This is a genomic window from Pseudomonas sp. SZ40, from assembly GCF_052958135.1.
The window spans coordinates 19,549-33,524 of the sequence record NZ_JBQWIF010000015.1 but is presented as its reverse complement, the minus strand read 5'-3'; the positions used below and the strand labels follow the sequence as shown (position 1 = coordinate 33,524).

General features: G+C 62.6%; 13 protein-coding genes and 1 pseudogene. 10 read left to right on the top strand and 4 right to left on the bottom strand.

Annotated elements, in window-relative coordinates; genetic code table 11:
- Positions 1-27: 27 nt before the first annotated feature.
- Positions 28-996, bottom strand: a complete 969-nt coding sequence (locus tag ACT9T4_RS13690) for a polyprenyl synthetase family protein (RefSeq protein ID WP_042556303.1) — start codon at positions 994-996, stop codon at positions 28-30.
- A gap of 301 nt (positions 997-1,297) precedes the next feature.
- Here ACT9T4_RS13690 and rplU point away from each other — a divergent pair, with 301 nt between their 5' ends.
- From rplU to ACT9T4_RS13665, 5 genes are all read left to right on the top strand, one after another.
- Positions 1,298-1,609 (top strand): 50S ribosomal protein L21, encoded by a 312-nt coding sequence (gene rplU, locus ACT9T4_RS13685; RefSeq protein ID WP_042556304.1) that lies wholly within the window; start codon positions 1,298-1,300, stop codon positions 1,607-1,609.
- A 38-nt stretch (positions 1,610-1,647) separates the two neighbouring features.
- On the top strand, positions 1,648-1,905 hold the full coding sequence (gene rpmA, locus ACT9T4_RS13680; RefSeq protein ID WP_042556305.1) for a 50S ribosomal protein L27: 258 nt from the start codon (positions 1,648-1,650) through the stop codon (positions 1,903-1,905).
- 225 nt (positions 1,906-2,130) lie between these two features.
- Positions 2,131-3,354 (top strand): Obg family GTPase CgtA, encoded by a 1,224-nt coding sequence (gene cgtA, locus ACT9T4_RS13675; RefSeq protein ID WP_042556306.1) that lies wholly within the window; start codon positions 2,131-2,133, stop codon positions 3,352-3,354.
- A 100-nt stretch (positions 3,355-3,454) separates the two neighbouring features.
- Entirely contained in the window at positions 3,455-4,573 is a 1,119-nt protein-coding gene (gene proB / locus ACT9T4_RS13670) for a glutamate 5-kinase (protein ID WP_179540107.1), read from the top strand.
- A gap of 50 nt (positions 4,574-4,623) precedes the next feature.
- Positions 4,624-5,082, top strand: coding sequence for a CreA family protein (locus ACT9T4_RS13665; RefSeq protein WP_042556307.1), 459 nt, complete (start codon positions 4,624-4,626; stop codon positions 5,080-5,082).
- A gap of 74 nt (positions 5,083-5,156) precedes the next feature.
- On the opposite strand, the gene ACT9T4_RS13660 is transcribed toward ACT9T4_RS13665, so the two are convergent.
- From ACT9T4_RS13660 to rpsT, 3 genes and pseudogenes are all read right to left on the bottom strand, one after another.
- Entirely contained in the window at positions 5,157-6,212 is a 1,056-nt protein-coding gene (locus ACT9T4_RS13660; protein ID WP_413694627.1) for a methyl-accepting chemotaxis protein, read from the bottom strand.
- A 30-nt stretch (positions 6,213-6,242) separates the two neighbouring features.
- Positions 6,243-6,782: pseudogene (locus tag ACT9T4_RS13655) on the bottom strand (MCP four helix bundle domain-containing protein); the annotation flags it as partial.
- Between the two features lie 161 nt (positions 6,783-6,943).
- Positions 6,944-7,219 (bottom strand): 30S ribosomal protein S20, encoded by a 276-nt coding sequence (gene rpsT / locus ACT9T4_RS13650; RefSeq protein WP_042556309.1) that lies wholly within the window; start codon positions 7,217-7,219, stop codon positions 6,944-6,946.
- Positions 7,220-7,482: 263 nt separating this feature from the next.
- Between rpsT and murJ the strand changes: the two genes are divergently transcribed.
- From murJ to ACT9T4_RS13625, 5 genes are all read left to right on the top strand, one after another.
- A complete protein-coding gene (gene murJ, locus ACT9T4_RS13645) occupies positions 7,483-9,027 on the top strand; it encodes a murein biosynthesis integral membrane protein MurJ (RefSeq protein ID WP_042556310.1) in 1,545 nt (514 codons plus the stop codon).
- Positions 9,028-9,117: 90 nt separating this feature from the next.
- Complete coding sequence (gene ribF, locus ACT9T4_RS13640; RefSeq protein ID WP_179539124.1) at positions 9,118-10,056, top strand: bifunctional riboflavin kinase/FAD synthetase; 939 nt, start codon at positions 9,118-9,120, stop codon at positions 10,054-10,056.
- Between the two features lie 9 nt (positions 10,057-10,065).
- Entirely contained in the window at positions 10,066-12,900 is a 2,835-nt protein-coding gene (ileS, locus tag ACT9T4_RS13635) for an isoleucine--tRNA ligase (protein ID WP_179539123.1), read from the top strand.
- Between the two features lie 30 nt (positions 12,901-12,930).
- Positions 12,931-13,437, top strand: a complete 507-nt coding sequence (gene lspA, locus ACT9T4_RS13630; RefSeq protein ID WP_042556313.1) for a signal peptidase II — start codon at positions 12,931-12,933, stop codon at positions 13,435-13,437.
- A complete protein-coding gene (locus tag ACT9T4_RS13625; RefSeq protein ID WP_042556314.1) occupies positions 13,430-13,867 on the top strand; it encodes an FKBP-type peptidyl-prolyl cis-trans isomerase in 438 nt (145 codons plus the stop codon). Before lspA ends, ACT9T4_RS13625 begins: the two co-directional genes overlap by 8 nt.
- Positions 13,868-13,976: the final 109 nt, after the last annotated feature.

The window sequence follows — 13,976 nt, the reverse complement described above, 5'->3', positions numbered from 1 at the left end:
ACGGGCCTCGGTACGCTGTTCTCGCGGTCAGTGCGTGCGGGCTACGGCGAAGTGGCTCAGTTCCACCAGCGCGTCGCGATACGGGCTTGGCGGCAGCACTTCCAGGCAGGCGATGGCGCGTTCGGCGTAGTCGCGGGCCAGGTTGGCGGTGTAATCCAGGGCACCGGCCGCTTCCACGGCATTGCGGATGCTTTCCAGGTCTTCCAGGCCACCCTTCTGAATCGCCTTGCGTACCAGTGCCGCCTGCTCCGGCTGGCCTTCGCGCATGGTGTAGATGAGTGGCAGGGTGGGCTTGCCTTCGGCCAGGTCGTCACCGACGTTCTTGCCCAGGGTGGCTGCATCGCCTTTGTAGTCGAGCAGGTCGTCGACCAATTGGAAGGCCACGCCCAGGTGATCACCGAACGTGCGCAGTGCTTCGTTCTGCTCTGGCGTGGCTTCGGCCAGCGCTGCGGCGCTCTGGGTCGAGGCCTCGAACAGCATGGCCGTCTTGCCGCGGATGACTTCCATGTAGGTTTCTTCGGTGGTGCTGGCGTCGCGGATCTTGGTCAGCTGCAGCACTTCGCCTTCGGCGATCACGCGAGTGGCCTTGGCAAGGATCTTCATGACCGGCATCGAGCCCAGTTCGACCATCATTTCGAACGAGCGCGAATAGAGGAAGTCGCCGACCAGCACGCTTGGCGCATTGCCCCACTGTGCGTTGGCGGTGCTGCGGCCGCGGCGCATGTCCGACATGTCGACCACATCGTCATGCAGCAGGGTGGCGGTGTGCAGGAACTCGATGGTGGCGGCCAGCAGGCGCAGACGGTCGTCGCTCATGCCCAGTGCCTTGCCGCTGAGCAGCACGAGCAGCGGGCGCAGGCGTTTGCCACCGGCGGAAATGATGTAGTCGCCGATCTTCTCGACCAGCGGGACGCGGGAAACCAGCTGTTGACGGATAATGCCGTCCACGGCGGTAAAGTCATCCGCTACCACACTGTAAAAAGCCTGGGGTTGCATCAGCGACACGTGCTCCTTCTAGGTTGCGCGGCATGTTAGGGGCTCTTGACGTTTCAGTGCAAGCCGAAGGGCGCGCTTAAAAGGCTGCGACCCGGCGTGCCGTGGCAGAGCGGTCGTGGCGAGCGCTCATGGTGCTTGCGCAGCTCCGGGGGCTTGCGTACAATCGCGCACCCTGAACTTCCCCCTGGGTATTTCCCTGCCTTACGCAATTGCAAGGGTGTCCTTCCGGCCCCAAGCAGCCATGCCAGCCGACACTTATTCCTATAAAGCGCTGGGTGAGCAGGATTAACGGAGATTTACCATGTACGCAGTAATTGTTACTGGTGGCAAGCAATACAAAGTCACCGAAGGCGAATACCTCAAGGTCGAGAAACTGGAAATCGCCACTGGCGAAGCCGTTACTTTCGACCGCGTGTTGCTGATCGGCAACGGTGACGACGTGACCATCGGTGGTCCGGTCATCGAAGGCGCCAAGGTGTCGGCTGAAGTCGTTTCGCAAGGTCGTCACGATAAAGTCACCATCATCAAGTTCCGCCGTCGTAAGCACCACATGAAGCGTCAGGGCCACCGTCAGTGGTTCACTGAGATCAAAATCACCGGTATTCAGGCCTGATTCGTTTCGCCTGAACCCTTTATAGGAGTATTGAACTCATGGCACACAAAAAAGCTGGCGGTAGTACCCGCAACGGTCGCGACTCAGAAGCCAAACGCCTTGGCGTGAAGATGTATGGCGGCCAGAAAATCATTCCTGGCAACATCATCGTGCGTCAGCGCGGCACCCAATTCCACGCTGGTTACGGCGTTGGCATGGGTAAGGATCACACCCTCTTCGCGAAAATCGAAGGCGTGATCAAGTTTGAAGTAAAAGGCGCCTTCGGTCGTCGTTACGTGAGCGTCGTCGCAGCTTAACCGCGACGTTGCTGGAAAAGCCCCGTCCTGCGACGGGGCTTTTTTGTTTCTGTATCCTATGGCGTGGCTTGGCTCTGCTTGCTATCTGCAAAGTGGCTGCGAGGCACGTATTGCGTGGGTTCTTGCCAAACTGTCCTGGGTTGACGCGGGCGGTTTCAGGGCAATTTTGCAAGCACCCGGTGTTTCTTGTTTCAGTGACCCGCGTTTTAAGCGGGAGGCGTATCCATGAAATTCGTCGATGAAGTATCGATTTCTGTAAAGGCTGGTGATGGTGGTAACGGCATGATGAGCTTCCGTCGTGAGAAGTTCATCGAGAACGGTGGCCCCAACGGTGGTGATGGTGGTGATGGCGGCTCGATCTTTATCGAGGCGATGGCCAACCTCAATACCTTGGTGGACTACCGCTACACCCGTCGCTTCCAGGCGCCCAATGGTGAGAAGGGTGGCAGCACCGATTGCACCGGTGCCAAAGGTGAAGATCTCATTCTGCCAGTGCCGATTGGCACCACGGTGATCGACGCTGGTACCCAGGAAGTGATTGGTGACCTGACCAAGGCCGGACAGCGCCTGCTGGTCGCTCAGGGTGGCTGGCATGGTCTGGGCAATACCCGCTTCAAATCCAGTACCAACCGTGCGCCGCGGCAGACCACGCCAGGCAAGCCGGGTGATGCGCGTGACCTCAAGCTGGAGTTGAAGGTGCTGGCGGACGTCGGTCTGCTTGGCCTGCCCAATGCTGGCAAGAGCACCTTTATCCGTTCGGTTTCGGCGGCCAAGCCGAAGGTCGCCGATTACCCCTTCACCACGCTGGTGCCGAATCTGGGGGTGGTGAGTGTCGATCGTTACAAGAGCTTCGTGGTCGCCGACATTCCGGGTCTGATCGAAGGTGCTTCCGACGGTGCGGGCCTGGGGATTCGCTTCCTCAAGCATTTGTCGCGTACTCGCTTGCTGCTGCATCTTGTCGACATGGCTCCACTGGACCTGACCGATCCGGCCGAAGCGGCTGCCGTCATCGTCGCCGAGCTGACCAAGTTCAGTCCGTCGCTGGCTGAGCGTGAACGCTGGCTGGTGCTGAACAAGGCCGACCAGATCCTCGATGAGGAGCAGGAGGCGCGGATCGCCGAGATCGTTGCGCGGATCGAGTGGACTGGACCTGTGTATGTGGTATCCGCCCTGGCGCGGCAGGGCACCGAGCAGCTGTGTTATGACATCATGGACTTCCTCGAGGCGCGCGCTGAGCGCATCCAGGAGAATCCAGAATATGCAGCCGAGCTGGCCGAGCTCGATACCCGTATCGAAGATGAGGCGCGCGCTCAGTTGCAGGCGCTGGATGACAAGCGCGCGCTGCGCCGCTCCGGTGTGCGGCCTGTCGCTGAGGCTGAAGAGGATGACAGCTTCTGGGACGAGGAAGATGAAGACGATGGCCCGGAAATCATTTACGTCCGGGACTGATTGGACGACAGACGCCGCTTTTTAGCGGCGTTTTCGTAAGTTTTGGCCGTTGCCGTCGGTGATGGCTTGCGAAATGAGCTTCTGGCTGGGGTTGGTGAACATGCGTGACAAGGTAAGCGGTGCGCAGCGCTGGGTGGTGAAGATTGGCAGTGCCTTGCTGACGGCCGATGGCAAGGGCCTGGATCGCGGCGCCATGGCGGTGTGGGTCGAGCAGATGGTGGCGCTGCGGGCGCAGGGCGTCGAGCTGGTGCTGGTGTCGTCCGGCGCTGTGGCGGCGGGCATGAGCCGCCTTGGCTGGACTGCGCGACCGAGTGCCATTCACGAGCTGCAGGCGGCTGCCGCCATCGGTCAGATGGGCCTGGTGCAGGCCTGGGAGTCGAGTTTCGGCGAGCACGGTCGGCGCACGGCGCAGATTCTGCTGACCCACGACGACCTGTCCGATCGCAAGCGTTACCTCAATGCGCGCAGTACCTTGCGCACGCTGATCGATCTCGACGTGGTCCCGGTGATCAACGAGAACGATACCGTGGTGACCGACGGCATTCGTTTCGGTGACAACGACACCCTGGCTGCGCTGGTGGCCAACCTGGTAGAGGCCGACCTGCTGGTGATCCTCACCGACCGCGACGGCATGTTCGACGCTGATCCGCGCAACAACCCCGATGCCCAGCTGATCCACGAGGCGCGTGCCGACGATCCGGCGCTGGATGCCGTCGCCGGTGGTGTCGGTGGTGCACTGGGCCGTGGTGGCATGCAGACCAAGTTGCGGGCTGCACGGCTGGCGGCGCGTTCCGGGGCGCATACCGTGATTGTCGGTGGTGCCATCGAGCAGGTGCTGGCGCGGCTCAAGGCCGGCGAGTTGCTCGGTACCCTGCTGGTGCCGGAGCGCGGCATGCTGGCGGCGCGCAAGCAGTGGCTGGCGGGGCATCTGCAGACGCGCGGTACGCTGGTGCTGGATGCCGGTGCGGTGAAGGCGCTGGTGTCCGACCGCAAGAGCCTGCTGCCGGTGGGCGTGAAGGCGGTGCAGGGCAGTTTCCGGCGCGGTGAGATGGTGGTTTGCGTGGCGCCGGACGGTCGTGAGATCGCCCGCGGTCTGGCCAACTACAGCGCGCTCGAGGCGCAGAAGATCATTGGCCGTCCTTCGGATGACATCGAGCGTCTGCTCGGCTATGTCGATGAGACCGAACTGGTGCATCGCGACAACCTGATTCTGGTTTAGACGCCGCTACAGGTTGCGAGTGTTTTGTCGGTATCCATGAGAGGTGACGTATGAAGGCAGGATGGCTGGGGTTGTTGTGTCTGTTGCCGCTGTGGGTGTCTGCCGAAGAGATCGGGCAGGTGTCTACCGTCTTCAAGTGGGTGGGGCCTAACGACAAGATCGTGGTCGAGGCCTTCGACGACCCGAAGGTGGCGGGCGTGACCTGTTACCTGTCGCGCGCCAAGACCGGTGGCGTGAAGGGTGGTCTCGGCCTGGCGGAAGACCGCGCCGAGGCATCGATTGCCTGTCGGCAGGTCGGCCCGATCAGCTTCGCCGGTGAGCTCAAGGATGGCGAGGAGGTCTTCCGCGAGCGTACCTCGCTGGTGTTCAAGACCATGCAGGTGGTGCGCTTCTTCGACCAGAAACGCAACACGCTGGTGTATCTGGTCTACAGCGACAGAATCATCGAAGGTAGCCCGCAGAATGCGGTGACCGCCATCCCGATTCTGCCCTGGCCGAAAGCGCAGTAATCCTCCTTGCGACCTGCGTCGCGCGCTTCCGGGCGTGGGGGCGGGCGCTTGCCGACCCTTTCCCTTGCTGACATTCAGATCCGGAAGCGCGCCACCAGTGTGTTGAGGTCGACGGCCAGGCGCGAGAGTTCCTGGCTGGCCGCACTGGTCTGGTTGGCGCCGGCGGATGTCTGCAGCGACAGGTCGCGAATGTTCACCAGGTTGCGATCGACTTCCCGGGCGACCTGAGCCTGCTCCTCCGAGGCGCTGGCGATCACCAGGTTGCGTTCGTTGATCATGGCGATGGCTTCGGTGATCTGCTCCAGCGCGCTGCCTGCGCCTTTCGCCACTTCCAGTGTCGAGCGTGCCCGGTCATTACTGTTCTGCATGGCGGCGACGGTTTTCTCGGTACCCACCTGAATGCCGCCGATCATGCCCTCGATTTCCTGGGTCGACTGCTGAGTGCGGTGCGCCAGGGCGCGAACCTCGTCGGCGACCACGGCGAATCCGCGCCCGGCATCGCCGGCTCGTGCCGCTTCGATGGCTGCGTTGAGGGCGAGCAGGTTGGTTTGCTCGGCGATGGAGCGAATCACGTCGAGCACCTTGCTGATTTCGCGAATCCGCTCGGCGAGCTGTTCCACTTCACTGGATGTGGCGGTTACGTCCCGGGTCAGCTGGCTGATCGACTCGACGGTTTCACGTACCTGCTCGCGGCCCCTCAGGGCTGTGCTGTTCGATGCCTGGGAGGCTTCCGAGGTGCTTACCGCGTTGCGCGCCACTTCTTCCACGGCGGCAGTCATCTCGTTGACCGCGGTGGCGGCCTGTTCGATTTCGGTATTCTGCTGATGCAGGCCGCGCGTGGAGTCTTCGGTGACCGCATGCAGTTCTTCTGAGGCGGACGCCAGCTGGTTCGAGGAGTCGGAAATGCTCTGGATGGCGGCGTGCAGGTTCTTCTGCATGACCTGCAGGGCGGTCATCAGGCGAGCCGGCTCATCCGTGCCCTTCACCTGGATGCTTTGCGTCAGGTCGCCAGCCGCGATGACTTCGGCGACGCGCAGCGATTCGCCCAGTGGCACGACGATGCTGCGGGTCAGCACCACGGCCAGCAGTACGGTCAGTGCCAGGCTGGCGACCAGGGTGGCGATGACCATCTGTTGTGCGTCATCGAAGGCGGCCTGGCTGGCGTCCGTGGATTGTATGGCGCCGTCATTGTTGAAGCTGGAAATGCTCTTGATCGCTGCCGCCAGCCCGTCGGCATAGGTGGACAGCGGGCCATTGGCCAGGCGCGTGGCTTCGTCGATGCGCCCGGCGCGCGCCGCGCCGACTACCTGCTGCTGCAGGTTGGAGTATTCGTCGTAGGCTTTATGAAGCTGATCGAGCAGTGCCTGCTCCTGGGGCGAGCTGACCAGTTTGGCGTAGGCGTCGAACTGTCCCGGAACCGCCTTCACCAGGCCGTCGATGGTGCCGAGGGTGCTCTGCCGTTCGGCTTCGTCGGTCAGTAGTACGCTGCGTAGCGTCAGGGCACGGATGCGGCCTATGTTGGTGGCCAGGCCTTCGGCGGTGATCAGTGACGGTAACCAGTTGTCGCGGATCTGGTCCGAGGCGCTGTCCATGCGATTCATCTGCGACAGCGCGAAAAGCCCGAGCCCTAGCAGCAGGGCTGCCAGCAATGCGAATGCCAGGCCGGCGCGCTTTCCTATATCCAATCCTCTCGACCACATAGCAGACATCCTTTCCGTTATCCGCGCACCATGCAGCGGACGATGTTGAGGGTATCGGCAGGGTTCTCGCGGGCTTGAAATGGTCCGGGGGTCGTTGATCGTACTTTTCTTCAGGCAATAAAAAACCGACCCTGAGGTCGGTTTTTCACGAAACGGGACGCTTAAGCAGCAGCTTGGCTGAGTGCTTTTACGTGACCGTTCAGGCGGCTCTTGTGACGAGCGGCCTTGTTCTTGTGGATGATGCCTTTGTCGGCCATACGGTCGATAACAGGCACAGCCAGAACGTAAGCAGCTTGTGCTTTTTCGTGGTCTTTGGCGTCGATAGCCTTGACTACGTTCTTGATGTAGGTACGAACCATGGAGCGCAGGCTGGCGTTATGGCTACGACGCTTCTCAGCCTGTTTTGCGCGTTTTTTGGCAGAAGGTGTATTGGCCACCGTCAAGCTCCTCGAAAACTAAGGGGTTACAGACAAATAAGGCCGCGAATCATGCAGGCGAGCGAAGCACTTGTCAAGGTCGATCCTTGGTCAGTCGTCGTAGAGCCGTTGCAAGAAAGGATGCTTTATCGGGCCGGCGATTCTACACTCCCGGCCCGCACTTGTGGCGCCGCACCTTCGTGCGGTGTCGCGGTCTGTTGCTGGCGTGCGACGGGCGTTGCGCGTAGTGGGCCCTGTAATCGTCGATAGAGCATCCCTGCCGAATGAATCTTCTCAAGTCGCTGGCCGCGGTCAGTTCCATCACCATGCTGTCGCGCATTCTCGGTTTCGTGCGGGACACCATCATGGCGCGGATCTTCGGGGCGGGCATCGCCTCGGATGCTTTCGTGGTGGCGTTCAAACTGCCCAACCTGTTGCGGCGCATTTTCGCCGAAGGAGCCTTTTCCCAGGCCTTCGTGCCGATCCTGGCGGAGTACAAGACCCAGAAGGGCGAGGAGGCCACGCGTACCTTCGTCGCGTACGTTGCCGGTCAACTGACTCTGGTCCTGGCCCTGGTCACGCTGCTCGGCGTGCTGGCCGCGCCATGGATTGTCTGGGCATCGGCGCCGGGCTTCAGCGACAACCCCGAGCGCTTCGAGCTGACCAGTGACCTGCTGCGGGTGACCTTTCCTTATATATTCCTGATTTCCCTGTCGTCCTTCGTCGGCGCGCTGCTCAACACCTGGAACCGCTTCGCGGTACCGGCTTTCGTGCCGACGCTGCTCAACGTCAGCATGATTGTCTTCGCCCTGTTCCTGACGCCGTACTTCGACCCGCCGATCATGGCCATGGGCTGGGCCGTGCTGGTGGGTGGCCTGCTGCAGCTGCTTTATCAGTTGCCGCACCTGCGCAAGATCGGCCTGCTGGTGCTGCCGCGTCTCAACCTTCGCGATAGCGGCGTGTGGCGTGTGTTGCGGCAGATGGGCCCGGCGATTCTCGGCGTGTCGGTGGCGCAGATCTCCCTGATCATCAACACCGTGTTCGCCTCCTTCCTGGTGGCCGGTTCGGTGTCGTGGATGTATTACGCCGACCGCCTGATGGAACTGCCGGCCGGTGTGCTGGGCGTGGCGCTGGGCACCATCCTGTTGCCGTCGCTGGCGAAGACCCATGCCGCCGAGGACCCCGCCGCCTACTCGAAACTGCTCGACTGGGGCCTGCGCCTTTGCGTTCTGCTGGCGCTGCCCTGTGCGCTGGCCCTGGCGCTGCTGTCCGAGCCATTGGTGGTGGCACTGTTTCAGTACGGCAAGTTCACCGCTGCCGACGCCGACATGACCCAGCGCGCCTTGCTCGCCTACTCGGTGGGCCTGCTCGGCATGCTGCTGGTCAAGGTGCTGGCCCCGGCGTTCTACGCCCGTCAGGACATCCGTACCCCCGTGCGCATCGCCATGTTCACGCTGCTGATGACGCAGGTGATGAACGTGCTGTTCGTCTTCGTCATTCCCCTGGCCCATGCTGGCCTGGCCCTGGCCATTGGCCTGGCGGCCTGCCTGAATGCCGGGCTGTTGTTCTGGAAGTTGCGCGCGCGCGGTTTCTATCAGCCGCAACCCGGTTGGGGCATGTTCGCCAGCAAGCTGCTGGCGGCGATGCTGGTGATGGTCGTGGTTCTGGTCGGCATGCTGTGGCTGATGCCCGCCTGGAGCGACGGCAACATGCTGCAGCGCCTGCTGCGCCTGGGGGCATTGGTCGCGGCCGGGGCGCTGAGCTATTTCGCGGTGCTGGGCATTCTCGGTTTCCGCTTGCGCGACTTCGCCCGACGTTCGGTCGGCTGAGCGGGCTAACGCTAATAGAGCGCCGGATCAGCCTACCCGGCGCCAGCCGCTGTGCGTATAATTGGCCACTTTGTGAGCAAGAAGCGCGTTATGCAGCTGGTTCGAGGCCTTCATAATCTGCGGCCCCAGCATCGGGGCTGTGTCGCCACCATCGGTAATTTCGACGGCGTTCATCGTGGCCACCAGGCGATTCTGGCGCGTTTGCGTGAGCGTTCGGCGGAGCTTGGCGTACCGAGCTGCGTGGTGCTGTTCGAGCCGCAACCGCGTGAATACTTCGACCCCAGCGGTGCTCCTGCCCGGTTGAGCCGGCTGCGTGACAAGCTCGCCCTGCTGGCTGCCGAAGGTGTCGACCGCGTGCTGTGCCTGGCCTTCAACCCACGTCTGCGTGAGTTGAGCGCGGCGGAGTTCGTGCAGCGCGTATTGCTCGATGGCCTGGGCGTTCTGCATCTGGAGGTCGGGGACGACTTTCGCTTCGGTTGCGACCGCGCCGGCGATTTCGCCTTTCTGGCCGAAGCCGCGCAACGCGAAGGCTTCACCGTCGAGGCGGCCAAGACCGTGGAAGTCGATGGCCAGCGGGTCAGCAGCACGCGTGTGCGCGAGGCCCTGGCCAGCGGTGATTTCAAGGTCGCCGAAGGCATGCTCGGGCGGCCGTTCCGGATCGTTGGGCGGGTCCTGCACGGGCAGAAGCTCGGTCGCCAGTTGAACGCGCCGACCGCCAACGTGCAGCTCAAGCGCAAGCGCGTACCGCTGACCGGGGTTTACCTGGTCAGCGCCGAGATAGATGGCCGGCCATGGCCAGGCGTCGCCAATATCGGCGTGCGCCCCAGCGTGGCCGGTGACGGGAGCGCCCACCTCGAGGTGCACCTGCTGGATTTTGCCGGCGACCTGTATGGCCGGCGTTTGACGGTGGCATTCCACCACAAGCTGCGCGATGAGCAGCGTTTCGCCTCACTCGAGGCACTGAAGACGGCAATTGCTGCCGATATTGCCGCCGCCCGCGCCCATTGGCACGGCCAACCGCTTAAGTGAAGAGCCGAGATGACCGACTATAAAGCCACGTTGAATCTTCCTGATACCCAGTTCCCGATGAAGGCCGGCCTGCCGCAGCGCGAGCCGCAGATCCTGCAACGCTGGGACGAGATTGGTCTGTATCGGAAGCTGCGTGAGATTGGCGCCGACCGGCCGAAGTTCGTCCTGCACGACGGCCCGCCCTATGCGAACGGCAGCATTCATATCGGTCACGCGCTGAACAAGATCCTCAAGGACATCATCACCCGCTCCAAGACCATCGCGGGCTTCGATGCACCTTACGTTCCGGGTTGGGATTGCCATGGCCTGCCGATCGAGCACAAGGTCGAAACCACCTTTGGCAAGAATCAGCCTGCGGATCTGACCCGCGAGCGTTGCCGTACCTACGCTGGCGAGCAGGTCGAAGAGCAGAAGGGCAACTTCATCCGTCTCGGCGTGCTGGGCGAGTGGAACAACCCGTACCTGACCATGAACTTCGCCAACGAGGCCGGTGAAATCCGTGCCCTGGCGGAAATCGTCAAGAAGGGCTTCGTGTTCAAGGGCCTGAAACCGGTCAACTTCTGCTTCGATTGCGGTTCGGCACTGGCCGAGGCCGAAGTCGAGTATCAAGACAAGAAGTCCGATGCCATCGACGTCGCCTTCCCGGTGGAAGACGCCGACAAGCTGGCTGCCGCATTCGGCCTGGCCAGCCTGAGCAAGCCGACCGCCATCGTCATCTGGACCACCACGCCCTGGACCATCCCGGCCAACCAGGCACTGAACGTGCACCCGGAATTCAACTACGCCCTGGTGGACGTCGGTGATCGCCTGCTGCTGCTGGCCGAAGAAATGGTCGAGAGCAGCCTGCAGCGTTACGGCCTGCAGGGCGAAGTCGTCGCCATCGCGGCGGGCGCCAAGCTGGAACTGATCAACTTCCGTCACCCGTTCTACGATCGTCTGTCGCCGCTGTACCTGGCCGACTACGTCGAACTGGGTGCCGGTACCGGTATCGTGCATTCCGCGCCAGCCTACGGTGAGGACGACTTCTACAGTTGCAAGCGCTACGGCATGAGCAACGACGACATCCTCAACCCGGTACAGAGCAACGGCGTCTACGTTGACTCGCTGCCGTTCTTCGGTGGCCAGTTCATCTGGAAGGCCAACCCGGCCATCGTCGCCAAGCTCGAAGAAGTCGGCGCGCTGCTCAAGCACGAAGCGATCAACCACAGCTACATGCACTGCTGGCGCCACAAGACGCCACTGATCTACCGTGCCACGGCACAGTGGTTCATCGGCATGGACAAGCAGCCGAACGAGGGTTCCACTCTGCGTGAGCGCTCCCTGGCTGCCATCGAAGAAACCCAGTTCGTACCGGCCTGGGGCCAGGCGCGTCTGCACAGCATGATCGCTGGCCGCCCCGACTGGTGCATCTCGCGTCAGCGCAACTGGGGCGTACCGATCCCGTTCTTCACACACAAGGAAAGCGGCGAGCTGCACCCGCGTACCGCCGAGCTGATGGAGCAGGTGGCGCAGCGCGTCGAGCAGGAAGGCATCGAAGCCTGGTTCAAGCTCGACACCGCCGAGCTGCTGGGTGACGAAGCCGGCCAGTACGACAAGAGCCGCGACACCCTGGACGTCTGGTTCGATTCGGGTACCACCCACTGGCACGTGCTGCGCGGCTCCCATGCCGAGCTGGCGCACCCGAATGGCCCGGCCGCCGACCTCTACCTGGAAGGCTCCGACCAGCACCGCGGCTGGTTCCATTCCTCGCTGCTGACCGGGTGTGCCATCGACGGCCACGCGCCCTACAAGGAACTGCTGACACACGGCTTCACCGTCGACGAGCAGGGCCGCAAGCAGTCCAAATCGCTGGGCAACGTGGTCGCCCCGCAAAAGGTGATCGACAGCCTGGGCGCCGACATCCTGCGCCTGTGGGTCGCCTCCACCGATTACTCGGGCGAGATGGCCGTCTCCGACCAGATCCTGCAGCGCAGCGCCGATGCCTATCGGCGTATCCGCAACACGGCGCGCTTCCTGCTCTCCAACCTCAGCGGCTTCGATCCGGCTCAGCACCTGCTGGCCCCCGAAGACATGCTGGCCCTGGATCGCTGGGCGGTGGATCGTGCTCTGCTGCTGCAGCGCGAGATCGAAGAGGCCTACACCAGCTATCGCTTCTGGAACGTGTACCAGAAGGTGCACAACTTCTGCGTGCAGGAGCTGGGCGGCTTCTACCTCGACATCATCAAGGACCGTCAGTACACCACCGCAGCTGACAGCGTGGCGCGTCGTTCCTGCCAGACCGCCATGTTCCATATCGCCGAAGCGCTGGTGCGCTGGATCGCGCCGATCCTGTCGTTCACTGCGGACGAAATCTGGCAGTACCTGCCGGGCGAGCGCAACGAGTCGGTGATGCTCAATACCTGGTACGCAGGCCTGAGCGAGCTGCCGGCCGGTTGCGAGCTGGATCGCGCCTTCTGGGATCGCGTCATGGCGGTCAAGACCGCGGTCAACAAGGAACTGGAGAACCAGCGCAGCGCCAAGCTGATCGGTGGCAACCTGCAGGCCGAAGTGACCCTCTACGGTGAAGCGCCGCTGGTGGCCGACCTGACCCGTCTGGGCGACGAGTTGCGCTTCGTGCTGATCACCTCCGGCGCCAGCCTGGCACCGCTGGCCGCTGCGCCAGCTGACGCGGTGCAGACCGAGGTTGCCGGGCTGAAGCTGAAGATCGTCAAATCCGGCCTGACCAAGTGCGCTCGCTGCTGGCACTTCTGTGCCGACGTCGGCACCCATGCCAACCACCCGGATATCTGTGGCCGTTGCGTGGACAACATCGAAGGCAAGGGCGAGGTGCGCCATCATGCGTAACGCCCCAGCCCGCACCACGGAGATGCCATCATGAGCGCGCGTTTCGGCAAGCTCGGCTGGGTGTGGTTGAGTGTGGTGATCTTCGTGGTCGATCAGATCACCAAGTACTGGTTCGACAACAACCTGCAGATGTACGAGCGCATCGTGGTCATCCCCGACTACTTCAGCTGGACCCTGGCCTACAACACCGGCGCCGCCTTCAGCTTCCTGGCCGGTGCGGGCGGCTGGCAGCGCTGGCTGTTCACCCTGATCGCCCTGGTGGTCAGCGTGGTGCTGGTGGTGTGGCTCAAGCGTCTGAAGCCCGACGAGACCTGGCTGGCCGTCGGCCTGGCCCTGGTGCTCGGCGGCGCGCTGGGCAATCTGGTGGATCGCGTGGTGTTCGGCCACGTGGTCGACTTCATCCTGGTGCACTGGCAGAACCGCTGGTATTTCCCGGCCTTCAACCTGGCCGACAGCGCGATCACCGTCGGTGCCGTGCTGCTGGCGCTGGACATGTTCAAGAGCAAGAAGTCGGAAGAAGAGGTGGCACGTGACTGATGTACGTATCGGCCCGGACCGGCAGGTAACCCTGCATTTCGCGCTGAAGCTGGACAACGGCGATGTAGTCGACAGCACCTTCGACAAGCAGCCGCCCACCTTCAAGGTCGGCGATGGCAACCTGCTGCCGGGGTTCGAATCCGCGCTGTACGGTTTCAAGGCCGGCGACAAGCGCAGCGTGACCGTGCTGCCGGAGCAGGGCTTTGGCCAGCCGAACCCGCAGAACGTGCAGATCATGCCGCGTTCGCAGTTCCAGGGCATGGAGTTGTCCGAAGGGCTGCTGGTAATCTTCAACGACGCCGCCAATACCGAGCTGCCCGGTGTGGTCAAAGCCTTCGATGACGCCCAGGTGACCATCGACTTCAACCACCCTCTGGCTGGAAAGACGCTGACGTTCGACGTCGAGATCATCGACGTCCAGGCGATTTGAAGCGGCGACATCGATCCAGTCGGACATTCCTCGCGAACGCGCTGTCTATCGCGTAAGGTCTTTTGGGCTTACGCGATAGACTCTCCACTCAAGCCTCCGTGCCGAGCGT